Here is a 20,015-nt window from a genome sequence, read left to right on the forward strand (position 1 = left end):
GGAGGAACCCTGATGAGCAGAGATCCAAGTCAGTATTTAATTGCTTTTGACTCAACACAGCAAGCCCTTAGAGCCGAAATGCTGTTAGATTATCTTGATCTAGAGATAGATACGCAACCCACTCCGAAGGAAATTACGGCGGGCTGTGCCATATCGATTGCTTTTCAAAAGGACGATTATCCTCTCGTCAGCAAAACCATTGTCGAAGAGCAAGTAGAAATAAGAGGTTTCTTCAAATACGAAAAAGGGAACTATCTATTACTATCAGCAGAGAAGGAGTGAAGGAACCCTTGGTACAAGATGGCTATCACTGGATGCAGCATTTGCTTACTACCGCTTATCAGTTTATTACCGATACAAACCTGTGGGTAACAATCGGAGTGGTCAGTGTCAAGATTATTGCGATTTATATTGTTGCTAGAGTCATTGTTTCAGTGACCAGAAAAGCAGTAGAAAAAGTATTTCAAGAACGAATGACGGGACCTGTATCACTAACAGAAAAAAGAAGCAAGACACTCACCTCCCTAGTGAATAATATTATTAAAAATGTGGTGTATTTTATCGCTATTCTGCTTATTTTAGGAGAGCTTAATTTTCAGCTTGCTCCTCTTTTAGCGGGTGCAGGCGTTCTGGGGCTCGCGATTGGCTTTGGAGCACAGAACTTAGTGCGGGATGTGATTACAGGCTTTTTTATCATATATGAAGACCAATTTGCTGTAGGGGATTTTATCGGGACCGGAAAATATCAAGGAACCGTGCAAGAGATTGGATTGCGAATCACCAAGATCAAAGAATGGACAGGGCAGGTTCACATGCTTCCTAATGGATCTATTACAGAAGTGACCAATTTCTCTAAGGAAAACTCCATGATGGTTCTGGATATAGGGATTGCTTATGAGCAGAAAATTAGTCATGCAGAACAGGTCTTAGAAGAAATTCTAGCGGAAATCTATGAGCAGGAAGAGAACATGGTAGCTCCTCCGACGATCATTGGCGTTCAGGACTTAGCTGCCTCAGAGGTTATTCTGCGAGTAGCGGCAGAATGTAAGCCTATGACGCATTGGGCCATTGCTCGAAATCTTAGAAAGAAGATTAAAGATCGGTTTGACGAAAAAGGGATTGAAATTCCATATCCACGTTTGGTAACGTATAGAAGAGAAGAGTAAGATTGAGGAGGAACTCAATTGGAGCGTAAGCCATTCCAATTACATGATATTGTTGAGATGAAGAAAGCACACCCCTGTGGTACGAACCGCTGGAAGGTGATTCGTCTAGGTATGGACATTCGGATCAAGTGTATGGGGTGTGAGCATAGTGTGCTTATTCCTAGATCTAAATTTGAAAAAAAACTGAAAAAAGTATTGGAATCCGCAGATAGTTCGGAATCATAGAGTGTTGTTGGGAAAGGGAGAAAAACTCCCTTTTTTTTTTGCCTCTTTCAATTGTAAAAATATTCATATTAATTTGAAGTATATGTCATGTTGTGTATCCGCCCTGAATATATAGGTACAGAAGAAAGCGCTTTCTTTTAATAAAAATAAAGGGTGGTTGGTTTATTTGTGTAAGAAAGGGATAAGGTTGTTTGTGCTTGTTGTTTTTTTAGTCGTGAGTATCATGCCTATCGTACCGAGTACGCAGGCGGGAAGTATTTTCCCCATCGTATTTGGTTTGTATGGAGATCCGGGAGCTGTCTATTTAGGTGAAACTCCAGCTGGATGGAACGATGATTTGTCAAAGCCTGTTGTTGTTTTTGTGCAAGGTCTAAATAATTCAGCGAGCATTTGGTACATCTTCGATAACATGTATCATTTGGCTAAAAACGCTGGGTATCAGACAGCCTTCGTCGAGCTGCACGATTCTGGGGGATACCCTAAAATAATTGGAATAATGGTGCCATGCTGGCTGGACAGTTACAGAGAATCCATGATCACTTTAATGGTCAGAGAAGATTAGTGGTGGTGGGCTATAGCAAGGGTGGAATTGATACCCAAACGGCGCTGGTTCACTATGGAAAGCAGGATTTAGTAAGCAAAGTCATTACCATAGGCTCTCCGCACTATGGCAGCCCATTAGCTGATTTAGCCTACAATGATTGGTTATGGTTCTTATCTACATTACTAGGAACTAGGAATGAGGCAGTATATAGCTTACAGACAGGGTATATGCAAAACTTCAGAGCACAAACAGATTCTCATTGGGCACGCTCTAAAACGCGATATTATACAATTGCAGGTAATAGCTGGGGACCCATCTATTACCCAACCTGGTATGGAGGCCTCTATATGGGGGTTGACAGTGATGGGGTGGTTCCCGTGTCAAGTACACGCTTAGGGTATGCACCAGAGCTAGGTCTTGGAAGCTGGCATCATTTAAATGTCTTTAATGGGAGAAATACATTTAATGTCTTTCTTTCAAGATTAATGCCTTATCAGACATCAAGTGAGGAAAATGAGATGAACGAATTAGAAGAATTACTGCGACACCAAGAAAGCTACATTGAACCAGTCGCATCCGATTGGGTGTCGACGAATGTGCTTGTCCGAGGTGGGGAAATGAGAGGGGAAGCAGAGGAGAGGTTCCATGTCGAAAACGATGTAGAGAAAATCTCGATCAACTTCTTGAGTGCTCATCCACTAAAGGAGCTTGAAGTATATGGACCTGATCAGAAAAAAGTTCCTGTTACTTTTTCTATTCAACAGCAGGAAGATAGTATTTTTGCCGGAGCTTATCATCATGTAGTAGAAATGGAGCAACCCCAACAAGGAGAATGGAGGGTACGCGGATTATCTCATGAAGATTCAGCCTACGGGTTACTTGTGACCTACCATTCAGACTTTTCAGATCAGATTCAATTAAAGGATATAGGGGATAAAAAGAACTGGCAGCTTTCGATTGAGCTTGAGCAGGTGAGCATGCAGGGAGGAAATCATGAGCCTAGCTGGTTAGGTGAAGAGATTGAAATCTCTTATTATGTACGCTTTGTTCCCGATAGAGAAGGAGCTTACGAGCAGCAAGGGATTGTGATGCAAGAAGAGGTAAGAACGGAAAGCAAACCAACAACGCTGTTTACCCTTCCGGCATCGACTGAGGCAGGAATTTATAATATGACACTTGATCTTAAGGGAATGACACCAGAAGGAGCTATATTTGAGAGGACGATTATTAAATCCATCTATGTAAATGAGCAGGGGCAAGCATTTTAAATTGAATATATTCGTGAATCCCAGGTCTTTTTCTAGATCTGGGTTCTTTATTTGACTTTTTTTCTAGACCTATTGATTTTTAATTTTTGGAGGAGTATAAATCTTTTTCATTACCAACATTGTATAATTAAGAAGAATATAGAGATGGGGTGAGAAAATGAGTTTACATTATATAGAACATGGCAACAAAAATGCTCCATTGTTGGTGTTTATTCATGGGGGAGGGGTTAGTAGTTGGATGTGGGATAAACAAGTTGAATATTTCTCTAGCTACCACTGTTTAGTTCCAGACTTACCTGATCACGGGAAAAGTAGAAGCCACTTTTTTTCTATAGATCAGAGTGCACAAAGCATTATAGAATTGATAGAGGAAAAAGCGAACGGAAAGCAGATTCATGTAGTTGGTTTTTCGCTAGGAGCACAAATTCTAATTGCCATCCTAAGTAAGAAACCAACTTTAATAGATAGCGCTATTATTAATAGTGCCTTAGTTAGACCCATCCCCTTTGCCAACATTCTTATTAAATCATTAATGATAACCTATCCGCTGATCCAAAATAGAACATTTTCAAAACTCCAGGCAAGATCAATGTACATAGACCAAAAGTACTTTGAAACATATTATCAAGAAAGTTGTAGACTAACTAAAGATGATTTCGAGAGAATAATGAAGGAAAATATGTCATTCACCATTCCCGAAACCTTCAAGAAGGCAAAGAGCAAAATATTAGTCACAGTAGGGGAAAAAGAAAAAAGAATAATGAAAAAATCTCTTGTCGATATAACAAACAGTAACTCAAATTGCAAGGGAGTCGTTATCCCTAAAGTAGGTCATGGATTTTCTCTAGCAAACCCCAAATTGTTTAATAAGTTTATTGAGGGTTGGTTCAAACAGGGAACACTGCTAGATGATTTAAGGAAAGGTAATTAGAAAAGTTATTGTTTTATCTTGATTAGAGGAGTATAATCAATTTCATTACTACATACTTTATTCATCTAACCGCTTAATCCCTAAAGGGAACGGGGGAACCAATTTATTGGGGTGAGCCTCATTATTTGAGGGGGAGACTCTTTTCTTCCTAATCCGTCAGCTAACTCCGTCAGCGTAAAAGGAGAGGTGATTCTTGTTTTTAAAGCACAGAATCTCTTCTGTGTTTTTGTTATGCAAAAAATAAGAAAAAGTTATTTAAGGGTATTATAAAAAAAGAATATTTCCAGAGTGATTCTTTGTTTGGAAACACAGAATCCTCTACTGTGTTTTTATTGTGCAAAAGAGAAAGGCAGAGGAGAGAGAACATAATGAAAAAACAATTTGCCGTCATTGGGCTAGGACGCTTTGGAGGAAGCATCTGTAAAACATTAAGTGAAATGGGACATGAGGTCTTAGCGATTGATAGTGATGAAAATAGGGTCAGTCAGTATGCCAATCTCGTGACACAAGCCGTTCAACTAGACTCCACCGATGAAATTGCCTTGCGTGAAATAGGTTTAAGAAACTTTGATCATGTCATTGTGGCGATTGGAGATAATATTCAAGCCAGTATCTTAACAACGTTAATATTAAAGGATCTAGACGTACCCTATATCACTGTAAAAGCCCAAAACGATTACCATGAGAAGGTATTAACCAAGATTGGGGCAACAAGAGTGATTCATCCAGAAAGAGATATGGGTATGAGGATTGCTCATCACCTTATTTCTGAGAATGTGTTAGACTTTATCGAGCTGTCACCCGATTATAGCTTAGTTGAAATAAAAGCAAGTCAGAATATGATCGGCAAGACCCTCTTAACACTTAATATAAGGGCTAAATTTGGGTGTAATATTATGGCGATTAAGTCAGAGGGAGAAGATATTAATATTTCGCCTATGGCACAGGATGAAATTAAAGAAGGAGATATCTTGGTTGTCATAGGAAGTAATAAAGACATTAATGATTTTGAGGAAAGTCTGTGAGAATAGGGCTATAGACATTGGAAGCATACTGGTAGCTTCTCAGTTTTTTATTTAATGGACCATGCTGCAACTAAGCTACATGTAGATCAATTCAATTGATTTACATGTAGCTTTTTATTGCACAACAATAGGGAAAACAACGGTTTGAAGGATATTTGGAGCCCCGAAGCATTTCAATGGAGATATCAGCTTAAACATTATATAATATGTTGAAATAAGTAAAATGATGGAAGGGAGTTGTTTTTTGAAACAGGGAAGAAACGAGAAGCCCCAGCTTTATGGGATAGTCCTAATTCCATGTCCACCCTATAATGAGGTTCAAGGATAAACAATATAATAGAGAATCTTTGGAGAGGTGATAAAGAGTGAAAACGAAGGGAACAGAAGATTCGCCAAAAGAGGCAGGTCAGGTAAATAAATATCAAGAGTATATTGATTCCTCAGAAAAGCAACAGCAGTTATATCGACGAACATTAATCATTGTTGTGATTTCTCAAATTTTTGGCGGTGCGGGACTTGCGGCTGGTATCACAGTGGGAGCTCTTCTGGCACAAGATATGTTAGGTACGGATAGCTTTGCTGGAATTCCGGCAGCTTTGTTTACGCTGGGTTCTGCTGGAGCTGCCTTTCTTGTAGGGCGACTTTCTCAACGTTTTGGACGTCGATTCGGTCTTGCTTTGGGATTCTTAGCTGGGGGAATTGGAGCGATTGGTGTTGTCATAGCAGCGCTCATTAATAGTATCTTTTTTCTTCTTTTTTCTCTTTTCATCTATGGAGCAGGAACAGCGACCAATTTACAAGCACGTTATGCAGGGACAGACTTAGCAAAATCAACCAGCGTGCTACAGCCATTAGTATCGCTATGGTTTCGACCACCTTTGGAGCGGTAGCAGGGCCTAACTTAGTTGATGTGATGGGGAGATTTGCACTATCAATTGGTGTTCCAGCTCTTGCTGGTCCATTTATTTTAGCAGCTACGGCTTTCATCCTTGCTGGAGTTGTGCTTCTCGTCTTTCTACGCCCAGATCCTTTCATCGTGGCAAAAGCCATTTCGGATGTGCAGAAAAGGGAGGAAATAGCCCCTCCTACAAGAAGCTTTAAAGAGTTAATTCTAAAAGAACGAGGCATCATCGTTGGAGCGACAATGATGGTTCTGACCCAAATTGTCATGATTGCTATTATGACCATGACCCCTGTACATATGGGACATCATGGACATGGATTGAGGGAGATAGGAATTGTCATTGGGATTCATGTCGGTGCTATGTATCTGCCTTCTCTTGTGACGGGTATTCTCGTGGATAAGGTAGGACGTACTGTGATGGCGATAGCCTCAGGTATTACTTTATTGCTATCGGGTATTCTCGCTGCTGTTTCTCCTCCTGGATCTATGCTAGGAATGATCACAGCCCTTGCTCTCTTGGGGCTTGGTTGGAATTTTGGGTTAATAAGTGGTACAGCACTTATTGTGGATGCCACAGATCCTGCCAATCGGGCAAAAACACAAGGAACTGTAGATGTCCTCATTGCGCTAGCAGGGGCATCAGGTGGAGCGTTATCTGGAATGGTGGTTGCTCACTCTAGTTTTGCAACCCTCTCGCTTGCTGGAGGTATTCTTTCTCTATTATTAATTCCTGTTGTTATTTGGTCACTTAGAAGTGACTCAAGTCATCAGATTGTAGAGGAGAAGGTTGTGGCGAAATAGGTCTCACTCCTTTTCATCATTTCATCTCCACTTTCAATACTACTAGAAAGGTAAATCTATCGTTTGATCGCTAAAAAATTCACCGTTCATTGTGAACGGTGAATTTTTTTAGATTTATTTAATTTTCTTTGCAAACTTCTCCACTATATTCCCTAGTAGCAACACCTTTCCAAGGGGTATGCATTTTGAAATTTCCAGTATAATATAATGTTCCTTGATATCCTTCTTCATCACTGTATTGAACACTTCTCTTAAAAAAAGCAGTAGGTGTAGCTCTCCATTGAGTTACAATCTTGCAGGAAGTAGATTCAGTGAAAGTTTCTGACTGAGATAGAATCTCATCTTCTGTCTCATTTTCGTTAGCAAATACGGGTACGGAAGCGAATGATACTAGTAAAGCAAGCACTAAAAATAATTTCGACACTTTTTTTACCATTACTTAACACATCCTTCCTTTAATTTCAAACTACACTATTATTATACAATAGGGAAGGATTAAGTCAATCTATTAATTTGGTAATATTCTGCTTTTTATGAATTTATAGCTTAGATAACTTTTTTGTTTTTTAGCACCGTAACTTTATAATTCTTCTATGAAGGATTAAAAGAGCGAAATACCATAGTAAGTTCATCAACCATAAAGTAAGGATAAATGTATAATTAGAATAGCTAAGAAACAACCCACATAGAAATGGTTTGGGATTAGTATGCATTTTGAAATAGATAGGATGTGATGTATTTATGAAAAAAGCACCGGTTTTGTTTCTTTTAATACTATGTATTTTAGTTCTTTTAGGTTGTGTAGGAGATATTAATAGTTCACAAGATAGATTTTTTTATAATGGGTATATTATAAAAAAGTATAAAGTAGATGATCCTACTTATACAGACGATTCTTTTTATATAGTAATGTGGGATATAACAAAGAAGGAATCTTTAGAAACACAATTTGAGGAATTAATGGAGAATTCGATAGACAACTTTGTTATGGTTAAAATCAAAGATAGTAATAAGGACGTTGGTTCATTTCGTGTAGGTGATAAGGTCAATGTATGGTCCAATAACGAAATGGAAGAAAGCGTACCGTATATAGTACCAACTCGAATGGAGATTGATAAGGAATTGATACAAAACAATTCCCACTAAACTAGTTTGATGTATCATTGAAGGTGTCAAAAATGACAGTAATGTCTGATATGTCTGCAAAGATGTAATTAGTATCTTTTCCATACTATACTAAGTATAAGCTCATATTTTGGGAAGTGAATTGTTTAAAAATCTTTATATATAAGAATTGACTAGGCAAAAAACAAGGACACTGTGTAGAAAGCAAAAAGCTTTTTACATAGTGTCTTTTAAGTTATTGCAAATTTTCTAATTTCAAGGGGGAAGTGTTATGAATATAAAACATGACAAAGAAGTAAAAATGGTAGAAAAAAACAATTTAATGCTCGTTGATATGGATTTGGAGAAATTTTTTTGATACTGTAAATCAATCGAAGATGATTGAAATCCTTTCAAGAACAATCAAGGACGGCAGATTTATCTCCCTTATTCACAAATATCTCAGAGCGGGGGGAATGAATCGAGGGAAATTCGAGGAGACAAAAGAAGGGCTAGTACAAGGAAACATTAGTCCGCTATGCAGTAACATCATGCTCAATGACTCGACCACGAACTAACACGAAGAGGCATCAGGTTTGTCAGATATGCGGATGATATGCTTTTCTTTGCAAAGACCAAAAGGTCGGTGGATTCTACCCCACAAAAGAGGGAATTAAACTAAGAGTTCATACCAAGAGCGTGAACAAGATGAAGGCAAAGGTCAAAGAACTCACGGCAAGAAGTAACGGTCTAGGGTATGAACAATTGAAGTTAAAACTAAAACAATTCATAACAGGCTGGATAAACTACTTCAAACTGGTGGACATGAAAAAGTTACTGAAAGGTACGGACGAACGGCTAAGGCGGAAACTACGAATGTATATCTGGAAACAATGGAAACGAGTAAGAACCAGGTATAGGATGCTAAGGAAACTCGACTTTGACCATAGCACAGCTTTTAAATTTGCATGCACAAGAAAAGGCTATTGGCGGATAGCCAATAGCCTTTTCTTAAGTATCTCTGTAACAAATGCTCGCTTAAAACAAGCAGGCAACATGTTCTTTATGGATTATTTCAAGACTGCACTGGCGTAAACTTAGGAACCGCCATGTACCGGACGGTACGCATGGTGGTGTGGGAGGTCGGCTAATTAAATAATAATTAGCCTCCTACCCGATTAACTTAATTTTCTTTACAAACTTCTCCGCTATACTCCCTAGATCTTAAACCTTTAATAGGCTCATCCACTCTTATAGAATTTCCAGTATAATACAATGTCCCTTGATATCCTTCTTCATCTCTGTATTGTATAGTCTTTTTGAAAATGAAAACACCTGTAGTTCTCCATTGAGTTACAATCTTGCAGGAAGTAGATTCGATGAAAGTTTCTGACTGAGATAGAATCTCATCTTCTGTTTCATCTTCGTTAGCAAATACGGGTACGGAAGCGAATGATACTAGTAAAGCAAGTACTAAAAATAATTTTGATACCTTTGTTACCATTACTTAACACATCCTCCCTTTAATTTCAAACTACACTATTATTATACAATAAGGAAGGGTTAAGTCAATCTATTATTTTGGTAATAATCTACTTTTTTATCCATTCTAACCGTGGCTAAGTCCTCCTCTGTAGGTGGAAGATGAATTTTTTTTTCTGTGACAAAACCGGCAAACTATGGTAAACTTAAGGGGAACGTACGTTCTTGAAAGGGGTTCGATTTTTCTTTAGGTAAAATTTTTAACAGTGTAAAGTAAAAGAGGTGGAGTATGACAGGAAAAACACATCTAGGATTTGGTGTGATGACAGGTCTGGGTGTTTATTTAACCCAAAACCCAACAGCGCCTATTGAACATATTGCAGTTGCTATAGGAATCTCAGCTATTGCTTCTTTAGCTCCTGATCTGGACGAAGCAAAATCGTTACTAAGTACGAGGATGGCTCCTTTTGCAGATAAGATTCGTATGCTTATTTTATGTATAGGTTTTTTATTGATCGGCTATCATTTTATGATGGGGCACTTAGCTTACCTGTATATCGGTATAGCTGTTGTTTTTGCAGGTTCCTACTTGAAAAGAACGAAGATTCGTCGAATCATCCTTTTGGTAATAGGAATTGGTTTTCTATTAATAGGTTTCTCTAGGGAGATGTGGTGGCTAAGTATAGTAGGAGGATATGTGGCGATCGCTCCATGGCTTCCTCATCGTGGATTTACCCATACACTATGGTCATTAGGGATATGGGCAGGGATTGGCTGGGGAATCGAGCAACAGCTAGGAATTGAAGGTTTAATGTGGGTAACCGTAGCAGGCTATCTTTCTCACTTACTGACAGACAGCTTAACAGAGGGCGGAATCCGTTGGTTATGGCCATTATATAAGAAACCTTTACGAATACCGCTTATGAGAGTGGGAAGCCGCTGGAGTAAGCATCTAGAAAAGTATCTATTAGGGGGCTATTCTGTAGCGGTTGTCCTATGGATCTGGGTTAAATAATGAGGAATAACAGGAGTTCTGCCAATAATAGAAATGCCGTACTGGCAAGATGTCTGTATTCTTAGTCATGAGGTCTTGGAGTTTGGTGATATAGTAGGTAAGTCTATCATTACTCTTTTGTAAGCCTGTTGGTTTCTGTATGTAGCTAATTTATTCTTGAATATTACATCATTACAGCAGAGATATAAAGGTAAAGAAAATAAATAACGGGTATGAAAGTAATGATTAATCCTAGTACTCTAGTTTTTAATTTGAATTGTAACACTAATCCTACTACCCAAACTAACAACCAAATAAGTACTCTAAAGTCATTAGTGGATCCTTCTCCGATTCCACTAAAACCGTAACCAAGAATACTAGAGATAACAACAAATAGACCAGTAATCATGTTAATCACACTTAACATTATTTTGTTCATTCTTTTATCCCTTCTTTAAACAGAATGGTATTATTATGAAGCTAATTATATAATATTACTAACTCAATTTTCGAAGAATAATTTTTGCCTTAGTTCCATTGAGTCGTAAGGCTCAAGTTTAATTGTAAATATCTTTTGACAAAATAGCAATATAATACAAAAAGACCTCATTTTATCAAAAAAATAAACCATACAAAAGCTCGGCTCATCGAGGCTCGCTTCTGTATGGTTTTTCTATATGATGTTAATTCTTAACTAAAGCAGCTCGATCCGGAGCGGTAGGGGGTTGCTCCAGCCATGAATGATTAATCATAATATTAGCACCATCCTCTGCATACTGAGTAACCTCAGTCATAAGACGAGCGTACATCATGCCCAAATCACGTCTTTGGCTGGTGCCCATACTAATTCCATAATACCCTATTCCAGTGGAGTTTAATGAAAGTGCATGGAACATCATCAGTTTATCGGAAAATGGGGAAATGGTCGAGCTAGAAACTTCTGTATCCCAAGTTTGAGCGGCTGGAAGATCATCTTCTTTTAGGATGGAGGAGAATATCTCCATGTGTTTGATTGCTATTTCCTTCCCTCTCTGAAAATAACTTTGGATTTCATCTGATTTTGCCACCTGTGCAAATCCCATGAATAAAGAATTTCCTATGGCATTTCTCTGTAGATTAAAGAAAAGATTCATAATTTCAACCGTATTTAACGGGCGTCTATCTCCAAACCAGCCAGTGAGAAAGCTTTGCTTATGGACAAACTCTACTTGGGTGGGTACAGGAATGTAAGGGGGTCTAATATATATTCCTTTACGCTGCAATAAAGAAACAATCTTATTTAGAAGTTCAGCCGATGAATAGCTACATTTAGTATAAAACTTACGAATATCAGACCTAGATGAGTTTGACTGAGCCATTGAGTTAGAGCTCACACCAATCTGAGCCAAATTTTTCATATATGATAGATAAAACTCGTCTGAAAACAAACGAGGAGCCGATACATTCACATCTTGTTCTGAAAACCCGAGTGGAATTGGGAAGTGATCTCCTTCCATTATTTCTTTTAAGGTTTTGACATGTTGTTGAGAAAGATGTAGGGCATATTCCAAAATCTCACGAGTTTCTTTATCTTCTACTGTAGCTAAAAAATGATGAAAGACACAAATCGCCGCAGTATCATTCTGATAAGAGGTCCAAAGATTAGCCATCTCTGCTGATGTTAGCTTAGGACGATGCTCTGCACTCATCATCTACGCTCCCTCCGTAAAAAATTTCTTTTTTTGTAGTACTTGGTAAGTGTAGTTTTTACAGAAAGTTAAAAACTATCCTTATGCTCGCTGTATTTCTTTGCTTCATTAGATGAAGGTAGCCCTCAAGAAGTAACAAGCTTTTCATCTCGGTACATGTACATAGACTTTGTTGACAAAGAGAATACCCATACTTTACTCCAATATGATCTAACTTTAAATAAGGAAACGATCCTCATGAAGAAAGCTCTAGACAATTATCCATCTACTGCTTACTCAAAAAATAAACAAGTAGTTTACTTTACAGCTAGAACTGAAAATGATGGTGTACAATTATTTAAAAAAGATCTTCGGGCGAATGCTATCACTCAACTAACAAAAGAGCTTAGTTATGTAGACTTCTTACAATATGATGAAACAAAAAACAATATTTATATGAGGGTACTAGTTCAAGAAAGTGATCAAAACTTTCATATGGCAACATATGATTTGGAGCATGAGACCCTAAGTGTATGGAATGAACAAGATAAAGACACATCCGTAGTTGAGTTTGATTTTAATGAGAGAACGGGTCAGCTACTAGTTGTAACTAGATCAATAAAGGAAGAACTTGATAATACACCCTCCAAAATCGCGGAAGTAGATATTAGAACTCAAAATCTGGATATTATCTTAGAAGAATCCAAAGAATATCCGAGGATCAGGAAGCCTGTATACTCTCTGGATCGTGGTGGTTTTTATTTCATAGCTAATGGGAGTGGATTTGGACATTCACCTGTAGGAGTCGTAAAATACTATGATCTAACATCTCATGAGGTTTTTGATATATGGACTCAGAAAAGTGGAAATGCGGCAAATATATATATTGGAAACGAAAATGAAGTTCTATTTTAAATCTTGTGCTTTCATCTTAATTAACTCTTCTTCTCTTTGTTTGCGAAGGGATTTTTGCCCTCTTGACCATTCACCTAGCAAAAGTAGTAATCCAACTATAAGCAGTACAATATATTTGATTACATGCTCAATTCCACCTGTTATATATAGCCATGTCATTACTGCTACGAAAATGATTGGAACTATGCCTCCCCATAATCTATTATTTCTTCTAGACATAAAGTGCTGCATGGCACACATTGCTACAACACTTAAAAACATCGTATATTCAGACACTATATTTCCTTCCTTTCCAATTTGTATTTTTCAATGAGAAGCCGTGCATCTTCTAAGCTGATACGTTCCTCAATAGCTAGTTGTTAATAAAACTAATTAAATTTTCTTTTTCCTGTTCTTCATTTATTTCTATCTTTTGAATTAATCTATCTAGCCTTGTACGCACAGTAGGATAAGAAACGTCATAGCATGTAGCCAGCTTTTTTAAAGATCCAGAATTCAATACGAACTTCCTTATAAACTCAATATCTTCAGAATCCAGGGATAATATCCACGAAGGAATGCCTCCTTTATCCAAATGTTTCACCTCCTCAGGCATATTTACAATATCATACAATTAAATAAAATTAAAGTTTTTTTATTTTTATTAAAAATTTTATTGATTAATTTTAAATAAATATCTAAAAAAAGAAGGTGTGCAACTTTGAAAAAAATAATAGTTATACTTTTTGCTATACAGATAAAGACAAAGTATCCATAACAGATAGAATAATTATTTTGAAGTTTTATATCCATATAATAATTTTACTTTAGTAAATTGCTTAATCCAGCCAGAAAATATATACTATGGGGTGATATACATAGCATAGAAGCATAAGGAGTCGATATATATGGGCATGTCATGTGGCATTGTTGGTTTACCCAATGTAGGGAAATCAACTCTTTTTAATGCAATAACTCAAGCGGGAGCGGAATCAGCCAATTACCCGTTTTGCACGATTGATCCGAACGTAGGAGTCGTAGAAGTACCTGATGAGAGATTAGTGAAATTAACAGAAATCGTTGTACCGAATAAGGTTGTTCCGACTGCTTTTGAATTCGTGGATATTGCGGGACTTGTGAAGGGAGCAAGCCGTGGGGAGGGACTAGGAAATAAATTCTTAGCGAACATTCGTGAAGTAGATGCAATTGCCCATGTGGTGCGCTGTTTTGTGGATGAAAATATTACCCACGTGTCTGGAAGGTAGATCCGATTGGAGATATCGAAACAATTAACCTAGAGCTGATCCTATCCGATTTAGAATCTGTTGAAAAAAGAATGGATCGAGTGAAGAAGACCTTAAAGTCTGGGGAGAAAAAAGCGCAACAGGAATATGATCTCTTGGGGCGTTTAAAAGAAGCCTTCGAAAATGAACAGCCTGCACGTGCGGTGGAGCTAACCGATGATGAAAGGCTGATCGTCAGAGATTTTCATCTTCTAACCATTAAGCCTGTATTGTATGTGGCGAATGTAAGTGAGGATGAGATCCAAGATCAAGCAGGGAATGAGTATGTCCAGAAGGTGAGAGAATTTGCGGCGAAAGAAGGCTCTGAGGTTGTGGTTATCAGCGCCAAAGTAGAGTCTGAGATTGCCGAGCTTGATGGAGAGGACAAGGCGATGTTTCTTGAAGAGCTGGGAATCGAGGAGTCTGGCCTTGATCAATTAATTAAAGCTGCGTACAAGCTGCTTGGATTATATACTTATTTCACGGCTGGCGTGCAAGAGGTTAGAGCTTGGACTATTAAAAAAGGAACAAAAGCACCTCAAGCAGCTGGTGTGATTCATACGGATTTTGAAAGAGGATTTATCCGCGCTGAGGTTGTACATTATGATGATCTGGTTGCATTAGGTTCCATGAATGCAGCGAAGGAAAAAGGACTTCTTCGCCTTGAAGGAAAAGAGTATGTGGTGCGTGACGGAGATGTAATGCACTTCAGATTTAATGTGTAGAATCATGTCCTGTATTTAATCAATGTATAGATTTAATAGATGAAGTGATTGTTTTTTAAAACGAGATTTGTTATAATACTACAATGCGAGTAAAAAAGTAGTCATATTTACTATGAAAGTGCCTTTACTTGCTCCTTGTCCCTTAGAGGGACCGTTAGTCCAAAAGGAGGTGAACATATATGCGCAAGTACGAAGTAATGTATATCGTGCGTCCTACCCTTGAAGAAGCAGCTACTAAAGCTTTAGTTGAGCGTTTCCAAAACGTAACAACTGATGGCGGTGGCGAAATTGTTACCCTTAAAGAGATAGGCAAGCGTCGTTTGGCTTATGAAATCAATGATTTCCGTGAAGGGTATTATGTGTTAATGAATGTTAACGCTGAGCCTGCGGTGGTTTCTGAGTTAGATCGTCTTTTCAGAATTAGCGAAGATGTGATCCGTCATATCGTTGTTAGAGAAGAAGAGTAGGAACGGAAGGGGAGTTTAAGATGAATCGAATTATTTTGATCGGCCGTCTTACAAGAGATCCTGAATTGCGTTATACTCCAAATGGAGTGGCTGTTACTACATTTACATTGGCTGTGGATCGTCCCTATTCAAACCAACAGGGCGAGAGAGAAGCTGATTTTATTAATATAGTAACATGGCGTGGTTTAGCTGAAACATGTGCTAACTATTTGAAAAAAGGCCGTTTAACAGCCGCAGAAGGTCGCTTACAGATCCGAAATTATGAAAATAATGAAGGTAAAAAGGTGTACGTTTCTGAAGTAGTAGCAGATAATGTGAGATTCTTAGAATCAGGTGGACAAGGACAATCGTCTCAAGGTTCTGGTGGTCAACAACAGCAGCAAGCCTATGGATCAGGATCAAGTCAAAGGACAGGCTACAATGATCAGAATCGATTTAATGATGACCCCTTTGCGAACGATGGCAAACCAATTGACATTTCGGATGACGATTTACCATTCTAGGATGGTAAAAATTTAATCAAAGGGAGGATTTACGATGGCAGGTGGAAAAAGACCAGGCGGTCGTGGTGGAAAGCGCCGTAAAGTATGTTACTTTACTGTGAACAAAATCAAAACGATCGATTACAAAAATACCGATCTTTTAAAGAAGTTCATTAGTGAGCGCGGTAAAATATTGCCTCGTCGAGTTACTGGAACTTCAGCAAAGTATCAGCGTAAATTAACAACAGCTATTAAGCGTTCTCGCCAAATGGCTTTGTTACCATATACAACTGAAGCGTAAAGCTAAATGCAGGCAGGGAATACATGATTTTAAGTGTTTCCTGTCTTTTTAGTCCCTTTTTTACTTTATGAGTGAAGGAGACATCCCTTATGAATCGAGGAGAGCACGAACCCTTCCAACAGATTTTCGAGAACTTGGAAAGCCTTGCTGATAAAATCAGTGAGGTTCTTACCTGTCCTGTCACGATTGAGGATGCCAATCATCGGCTTTTGGCATACAGCTCTCATGAACCGGGAATTGATCCAGCACGAATGGCTACCATAGTTGGGCGCAGGGTTCCAGAAAAAGTGATTAACAGCCTATGGCAAGAGGGTGTGATTCCTCGTTTGTTAGAGAGTGATGATCCGATTCGAATTAGCCCGATTAATGATGTAGGCTGGGGAATCGAATCGCTATTTCCATCCGTAATAATGAAGAGATTCTCGGATATATCTGGCTTCTTGAGATCGATAAACACTTAGATCAAGAGGCATTTGAACAATTAAAGAGAGCAGCAAAAGCGGCGAAAACCAAGCTGCTCCAGTTTCAGGTACATAAGCAAAAAGAAGAGCAAGGACATCAGGAATTTTTCTGGCAGCTTCTCACAGGCTACATGAAGTCAAATACAAGCATTAAGGATAAAGCGGAAAAACTACATATTAAGCTGCCTGAGTGTTATCAGGTGTTGGTTTTTCGATTTGATCAAAAAATCGATGATAACCTCTACAAACAGATTCAATACATCCTAACAACACTACAAAGAATTCGCATCATTAGCCATGTTACGGATCGCAGCCGTCTTGTCTTACTTATCTCATCCTCCGATGATCCAACATTTAAAGAGTCATTAACCGAGTTTATGATGGTGTTTACCACACAAATGGAGGAACGATTCCAAAGTTTTCCCATTGAATCCGCTTGTGGTTCCCTGATGAAGGGAGACTATTCGAAGGTTGAAAAAAGCTATCAAGAGGCGCTAACGGTTCTTAGGCTTAAGAGAAAGTTTCCTATAGAATTACAACATACCTATCACTATCATGATATGGGGTTTTACCTTTATCTCCCATGGCTATATGAAAAAAAGAAGGGAGAAAATATGGGTAACCCTCATCTGCAAGCCTTACGAAGATATGATCAGGAAAATGGGACTCATTTATATCATACCCTTGAGATTTTTCTCTCCCTTGATTGTAATGTGAAGGAAACAGCGGAAAAGCTGCACGTTCACATCAACACGCTCAATTATCGTCTCAAGAGAATTGAAGAGATCAGCCGTGTTCATCTTAAAAGCATGGATCAAAAAGTGAGTCTATACTTAGATATGAAGGCAGAGAAATATGAGGAGTAGGTACATTTGTGTAAAACACACAAATGCTACTACTCTTTTTCTTTTTTCTCGACAATAGAAGCAAGCATCTTTCCACTTTATACTAATAATAAGACTATATTGAGGGGGATTACAAAATGATCATAGGTGTACCTAAAGAGATAAAAAATAATGAAAATCGTGTTGCCATTACACCAGCAGGAGTCGCATCTTTTGTTCGTGCTGGACACAAGGTCATCGTAGAAAAAGGAGCTGGATTTGGAAGCGGTTTCAACGATCAGGACTATGTGTCTTCTGGTGCAGAGATGATTGAACTAGCAGCCGATGTATGGGCTCAGGCAGATATGATTATGAAGGTTAAAGAACCGATCCCAAGCGAATATGGATACTTTAGAGAAGGCTTGATTCTCTTTACTTATTTACATTTAGCGGCAGATAAGCTCTAACTCAGGCTTTAGTTGACAGTGGCGTATTGGCTATTGCTTATGAAACAGTGCAGGTGAATCGTACTCTTCCTCTATTAACACCAATGAGTGAAGTAGCAGGTAGAATGGCTGTTCAAATCGGAGCACAATTCCTAGAGAAGCCTAAGGGTGGAAAAGGAATTTTATTAGGAGGAGTTCCTGGAGTTCAAAAAGGAAAGGTAGCGATTATTGGCGGTGGTGTGGTAGGTACGAATGCAGCGAAGATCGCCATGGGACTTGGCAGATGTGACGATTCTTGATGTTAGTGCAGAAAGACTAAGACAAATTGACGATATTTTTGGAGCACAAATCCAAACGCTCATGTCTAACCCTTTCAATATTGCTCAGGCTGTGGCAGAATCGGATCTCGTGATCGGAGCTGTATTAATTGCTGGAGCCAAAGCGCCTAAGCTTGTGACCGAAGAAATGGTTCAAGTTATGAAGCCAGGATCTGTGATTGTGGATGTGGCTATTGATCAAGGTGGAATTTTTGAAACGGTAGACCGTATTACCACACATGATGCACCAACCTATGAAAAACACGAGGTTTTACATTATGCCGTTGCCAACATGCCGGGTGCAGTACCAAGAACCTCAACGATTGCTTTAACGAACGTGACCGTACCATACGCTCTTGAGATTGCCAATAAAGGAGTCTATAGAGCGATTCAAGAAAGCCCTGCCTTGAAGCTAGGTGTCAACGTAGCAGCAGGAAGTGTTACGTATGAAAGTGTGGCAAGAGATCTAGGGTATGAGTATGCCTCTGTGGAGAGTGCACTAGGAAAAGAGCTTTCAACGATCTAAATGACCATTAGGAATTAGAGAAATTACCGAGAAAAAACGGGAAAATGGGATGTAATCGAAGCATCACATAAAGGAAAAATCATAGATCAGTTGTATCTGTCGACAAAAGGATGCACCGATCTATGGTTTTTTCTGTTTTTTGCAATATGACCCGTGTTCCTATATAATTATTTAGATATCTTTAACATGGAGCGTAGATCAAATATGGATCAAAATCAATCAAATTCAAATCCTTTTTTAGCAGGATTCATCACACTTGCTTTCTTCTTTACGTTACTACTTATTATCTTACTTATCCCTATTGTTAATATTGTAGCCTTTTTGTTTTTGCCGTTTCCGTTTATTCTGCATATCTATAAGCATGGGCTAAAATCTACAGCGCTTGTTGGGATATTAGCCTTGTTTATTACCATGATCTATAACCCCATTTTAGGACTATTCACCTTAGTTGCGGGAAGTGTGGGAATGGTCATGGGCTATTTTTATCAGCAAAAGAAGGGAGCCCTTGCTCCGATTATGGCAGGGATGCTGACCTACTTATTTAATTATTTGCTGATCTTCATCATTAGTGTTTATGTTTTCAACTTTAATGTAACGGATATGATGCAAGCAAATTTAGACAATATGATGGAAATGCACCAGGCAGCAGGTGGTTTCTTACAACTTCCACTTGATGAAAACCAAGTAACGGTATATAAAGAGTATATAGAAATTTTAACATCGGCTTTCCCAGCGCTCATGATTACATCTGCCATTGTCATGACAGGACTTCACCACATGATTCAATGGAGAGTGCTACGGAAAATGGGCTATGAAGTGGATACACTTCCTCCATTTCGTGAGTGGCGTTTTCCTAAATCTATCTTGTGGTACTATTTAGTTTCCTTATTATTATTAATGTTCGGCTTTATGGAGCCAGGAACGGCACTGTTCCCAACTTTATTTAACTTACAGTACATTCTTGAGATTATCATCTTTCTGCAAGGGTTAGCGGTGATCGCTTATTTTTCATATCATAAACGAATGGGAAAAATGCTTCCGATCCTTACTGTGATTCTGACCTTGTTCATTCCACAGATTATGGTGATGGTCGTTCGGCTGATCGGGATTTTCGAATTTGGTTTTGGTCTTCGAAGCCGAATCAAGACGACAAAAGAAAAATGATTGGAATAAGGGGC

The 20,015-nt window shown here is 38.5% G+C and carries 21 protein-coding genes, 4 pseudogenes and 1 riboswitch; of the genes and pseudogenes, 20 read left to right on the top strand and 5 right to left on the bottom strand.

Translation table 11 applies throughout. The annotated features are described in order from the left end of the window. Positions 1 to 12: 12 nt before the first annotated feature. The 8 genes and pseudogenes from JCM10596_RS13115 to JCM10596_RS25445 all read left to right on the top strand — a co-directional run bounded on the left by JCM10596_RS13115 (position 13) and on the right by JCM10596_RS25445 (position 6,864). Positions 13 to 282: a putative Se/S carrier protein gene (locus JCM10596_RS13115; RefSeq protein WP_025027526.1), complete on the top strand. Its 270-nt coding sequence runs from the start codon at positions 13 to 15 to the stop codon at positions 280 to 282. Then, positions 279 to 1,166, top strand: a complete 888-nt coding sequence (locus JCM10596_RS13120; protein WP_369345637.1) for a mechanosensitive ion channel family protein — start codon at positions 279 to 281, stop codon at positions 1,164 to 1,166. Before JCM10596_RS13115 ends, JCM10596_RS13120 begins: the two co-directional genes overlap by 4 nt. An 18-nt stretch (positions 1,167 to 1,184) precedes the next feature. Further along, complete coding sequence (locus JCM10596_RS13125; protein WP_025027528.1) at positions 1,185 to 1,391, top strand: DUF951 domain-containing protein; 207 nt, start codon at positions 1,185 to 1,187, stop codon at positions 1,389 to 1,391. Between the two features lie 193 nt (positions 1,392 to 1,584). After that, positions 1,585 to 1,953: a hypothetical protein gene (locus tag JCM10596_RS13130; RefSeq protein ID WP_148302596.1), complete on the top strand. Its 369-nt coding sequence runs from the start codon at positions 1,585 to 1,587 to the stop codon at positions 1,951 to 1,953. Then, a complete protein-coding gene (locus tag JCM10596_RS13135; protein WP_148302597.1) occupies positions 1,896 to 3,203 on the top strand; it encodes an esterase/lipase family protein in 1,308 nt (435 codons plus the stop codon). Before JCM10596_RS13130 ends, JCM10596_RS13135 begins: the two co-directional genes overlap by 58 nt. A 157-nt stretch (positions 3,204 to 3,360) precedes the next feature. Further along, positions 3,361 to 4,134: an alpha/beta fold hydrolase gene (locus JCM10596_RS13140; RefSeq protein WP_025027531.1), complete on the top strand. Its 774-nt coding sequence runs from the start codon at positions 3,361 to 3,363 to the stop codon at positions 4,132 to 4,134. A gap of 60 nt (positions 4,135 to 4,194) precedes the next feature. After that, positions 4,195 to 4,325: riboswitch (cyclic di-AMP (ydaO/yuaA leader) on the top strand. Positions 4,326 to 4,502: 177 nt separating this feature from the next. Next, positions 4,503 to 5,159: a potassium channel family protein gene (locus tag JCM10596_RS25440; protein ID WP_034681318.1), complete on the top strand. Its 657-nt coding sequence runs from the start codon at positions 4,503 to 4,505 to the stop codon at positions 5,157 to 5,159. A gap of 431 nt (positions 5,160 to 5,590) precedes the next feature. Further along, a pseudogene (locus tag JCM10596_RS25445) lies at positions 5,591 to 6,864 on the top strand (MFS transporter). Between the two features lie 118 nt (positions 6,865 to 6,982). On the opposite strand, the gene JCM10596_RS13155 reads toward JCM10596_RS25445, so the two are convergent. After that, positions 6,983 to 7,300, bottom strand: coding sequence for a hypothetical protein (locus tag JCM10596_RS13155; RefSeq protein WP_025027532.1), 318 nt, complete (start codon positions 7,298 to 7,300; stop codon positions 6,983 to 6,985). Between the two features lie 305 nt (positions 7,301 to 7,605). Between JCM10596_RS13155 and JCM10596_RS13160 the strand changes: the two genes are divergently transcribed. Together JCM10596_RS13160 and JCM10596_RS29560 are read left to right on the top strand one after the other, a co-directional pair. Beyond that, positions 7,606 to 8,010, top strand: coding sequence for a DUF3221 domain-containing protein (locus tag JCM10596_RS13160; protein ID WP_025027533.1), 405 nt, complete (start codon positions 7,606 to 7,608; stop codon positions 8,008 to 8,010). A gap of 666 nt (positions 8,011 to 8,676) precedes the next feature. Then, positions 8,677 to 9,063, top strand: a complete 387-nt coding sequence (locus JCM10596_RS29560) for a group II intron maturase-specific domain-containing protein (RefSeq protein ID WP_025027534.1) — start codon at positions 8,677 to 8,679, stop codon at positions 9,061 to 9,063. Positions 9,064 to 9,151: 88 nt separating this feature from the next. Here the strand turns inward: JCM10596_RS29560 and JCM10596_RS13175 are convergent, their stop codons facing one another. After that, on the bottom strand, positions 9,152 to 9,472 hold the full coding sequence (locus JCM10596_RS13175; protein WP_025027535.1) for a hypothetical protein: 321 nt from the start codon (positions 9,470 to 9,472) through the stop codon (positions 9,152 to 9,154). A gap of 267 nt (positions 9,473 to 9,739) precedes the next feature. Here JCM10596_RS13175 and JCM10596_RS13180 point away from each other — a divergent pair, with 267 nt between their 5' ends. Continuing rightward, complete coding sequence (locus JCM10596_RS13180) at positions 9,740 to 10,465, top strand: metal-dependent hydrolase (protein ID WP_025027536.1); 726 nt, start codon at positions 9,740 to 9,742, stop codon at positions 10,463 to 10,465. A gap of 662 nt (positions 10,466 to 11,127) precedes the next feature. Here JCM10596_RS13180 and JCM10596_RS13190 read toward each other — a convergent pair. Next, positions 11,128 to 12,135: a DUF3231 family protein gene (locus JCM10596_RS13190; RefSeq protein ID WP_234410503.1), complete on the bottom strand. Its 1,008-nt coding sequence runs from the start codon at positions 12,133 to 12,135 to the stop codon at positions 11,128 to 11,130. 234 nt (positions 12,136 to 12,369) lie between these two features. Between JCM10596_RS13190 and JCM10596_RS27940 the strand changes: the two genes are divergently transcribed. Next, positions 12,370 to 13,026: a hypothetical protein gene (locus JCM10596_RS27940; protein WP_025027539.1), complete on the top strand. Its 657-nt coding sequence runs from the start codon at positions 12,370 to 12,372 to the stop codon at positions 13,024 to 13,026. Here JCM10596_RS27940 and JCM10596_RS13200 read toward each other — a convergent pair. Together JCM10596_RS13200 and JCM10596_RS25460 are read right to left on the bottom strand one after the other, a co-directional pair. Beyond that, the gene (locus JCM10596_RS13200; RefSeq protein WP_051541311.1) at positions 13,018 to 13,302 is read right to left on the bottom strand and encodes a hypothetical protein; all 285 of its coding nucleotides are present in this window, start codon (positions 13,300 to 13,302) and stop codon (positions 13,018 to 13,020) included. The genes JCM10596_RS27940 and JCM10596_RS13200 overlap by 9 nt on opposite strands. Beyond that, a pseudogene (locus JCM10596_RS25460) lies at positions 13,302 to 13,600 on the bottom strand (DUF2089 family protein). The gene JCM10596_RS13200 and the pseudogene JCM10596_RS25460 overlap by 1 nt, the downstream one beginning before the upstream one ends. A gap of 313 nt (positions 13,601 to 13,913) precedes the next feature. Between JCM10596_RS25460 and ychF the strand changes: the two are divergent. The 8 genes and pseudogenes from ychF (at position 13,914) to JCM10596_RS13240 (ending at position 20,001) form a co-directional block, all read left to right on the top strand. Then, positions 13,914 to 15,013, top strand: a pseudogene (ychF, locus tag JCM10596_RS25465) (redox-regulated ATPase YchF). 179 nt (positions 15,014 to 15,192) lie between these two features. Beyond that, entirely contained in the window at positions 15,193 to 15,480 is a 288-nt protein-coding gene (rpsF, locus tag JCM10596_RS13215) for a 30S ribosomal protein S6 (protein ID WP_025027541.1), read from the top strand. Between the two features lie 20 nt (positions 15,481 to 15,500). Continuing rightward, positions 15,501 to 15,983 (top strand): single-stranded DNA-binding protein, encoded by a 483-nt coding sequence (gene ssb, locus JCM10596_RS13220; RefSeq protein ID WP_025027542.1) that lies wholly within the window; start codon positions 15,501 to 15,503, stop codon positions 15,981 to 15,983. Between the two features lie 34 nt (positions 15,984 to 16,017). Beyond that, positions 16,018 to 16,263, top strand: coding sequence for a 30S ribosomal protein S18 (gene rpsR, locus JCM10596_RS13225; protein WP_025027543.1), 246 nt, complete (start codon positions 16,018 to 16,020; stop codon positions 16,261 to 16,263). A gap of 89 nt (positions 16,264 to 16,352) precedes the next feature. Continuing rightward, complete coding sequence (locus tag JCM10596_RS30290; protein WP_234410504.1) at positions 16,353 to 16,724, top strand: hypothetical protein; 372 nt, start codon at positions 16,353 to 16,355, stop codon at positions 16,722 to 16,724. Between the two features lie 131 nt (positions 16,725 to 16,855). Beyond that, a complete protein-coding gene (locus JCM10596_RS30295) occupies positions 16,856 to 17,590 on the top strand; it encodes a PucR family transcriptional regulator (protein ID WP_234410505.1) in 735 nt (244 codons plus the stop codon). Between the two features lie 116 nt (positions 17,591 to 17,706). Then, positions 17,707 to 18,837: pseudogene (gene ald / locus JCM10596_RS25475) on the top strand (alanine dehydrogenase). A gap of 204 nt (positions 18,838 to 19,041) precedes the next feature. Continuing rightward, positions 19,042 to 20,001, top strand: a complete 960-nt coding sequence (locus JCM10596_RS13240; protein ID WP_025027544.1) for a YybS family protein — start codon at positions 19,042 to 19,044, stop codon at positions 19,999 to 20,001. The last annotated feature ends 14 nt before the right edge of the window (positions 20,002 to 20,015 follow it).

Source organism: Caldalkalibacillus mannanilyticus JCM 10596 (assembly GCF_000615945.1).
Lineage (GTDB): Bacteria > Bacillota > Bacilli > Caldalkalibacillales > JCM-10596 > Bacillus_AT > Bacillus_AT mannanilyticus.

Excerpts from the sequence above, each read along its gene's own strand:
- JCM10596_RS25440 (WP_034681318.1), top strand. The coding sequence starts at position 4,503 with ATGAAAAAACAATTTGCCGTCATTGGGCTAGGACGCTTTGGAGGAAGC.
- JCM10596_RS13160 (WP_025027533.1), top strand. The coding sequence starts at position 7,606 with ATGAAAAAAGCACCGGTTTTGTTTCTTTTAATACTATGTATTTTAGTT.
- JCM10596_RS13240 (WP_025027544.1), top strand. The coding sequence starts at position 19,042 with ATGGATCAAAATCAATCAAATTCAAATCCTTTTTTAGCAGGATTCATC.
- JCM10596_RS30290 (WP_234410504.1), top strand. The coding sequence starts at position 16,353 with ATGAATCGAGGAGAGCACGAACCCTTCCAACAGATTTTCGAGAACTTG.
- JCM10596_RS30295 (WP_234410505.1), top strand. The coding sequence starts at position 16,856 with ATGAAGTCAAATACAAGCATTAAGGATAAAGCGGAAAAACTACATATT.
- rpsR (WP_025027543.1), top strand. The coding sequence starts at position 16,018 with ATGGCAGGTGGAAAAAGACCAGGCGGTCGTGGTGGAAAGCGCCGTAAA.
- JCM10596_RS13180 (WP_025027536.1), top strand. The coding sequence starts at position 9,740 with ATGACAGGAAAAACACATCTAGGATTTGGTGTGATGACAGGTCTGGGT.
- JCM10596_RS29560 (WP_025027534.1), top strand. The coding sequence starts at position 8,677 with ATGAAGGCAAAGGTCAAAGAACTCACGGCAAGAAGTAACGGTCTAGGG.
- JCM10596_RS13135 (WP_148302597.1), top strand. The coding sequence starts at position 1,896 with ATGCTGGCTGGACAGTTACAGAGAATCCATGATCACTTTAATGGTCAG.
- JCM10596_RS13140 (WP_025027531.1), top strand. The coding sequence starts at position 3,361 with ATGAGTTTACATTATATAGAACATGGCAACAAAAATGCTCCATTGTTG.
- JCM10596_RS27940 (WP_025027539.1), top strand. The coding sequence starts at position 12,370 with ATGAAGAAAGCTCTAGACAATTATCCATCTACTGCTTACTCAAAAAAT.
- JCM10596_RS13155 (WP_025027532.1), bottom strand. The coding sequence starts at position 7,300 with ATGGTAAAAAAAGTGTCGAAATTATTTTTAGTGCTTGCTTTACTAGTA.
- JCM10596_RS13175 (WP_025027535.1), bottom strand. The coding sequence starts at position 9,472 with ATGGTAACAAAGGTATCAAAATTATTTTTAGTACTTGCTTTACTAGTA.
- ssb (WP_025027542.1), top strand. The coding sequence starts at position 15,501 with ATGAATCGAATTATTTTGATCGGCCGTCTTACAAGAGATCCTGAATTG.
- rpsF (WP_025027541.1), top strand. The coding sequence starts at position 15,193 with ATGCGCAAGTACGAAGTAATGTATATCGTGCGTCCTACCCTTGAAGAA.
- JCM10596_RS13190 (WP_234410503.1), bottom strand. The coding sequence starts at position 12,135 with ATGATGAGTGCAGAGCATCGTCCTAAGCTAACATCAGCAGAGATGGCT.
- JCM10596_RS13115 (WP_025027526.1), top strand. The coding sequence starts at position 13 with ATGAGCAGAGATCCAAGTCAGTATTTAATTGCTTTTGACTCAACACAG.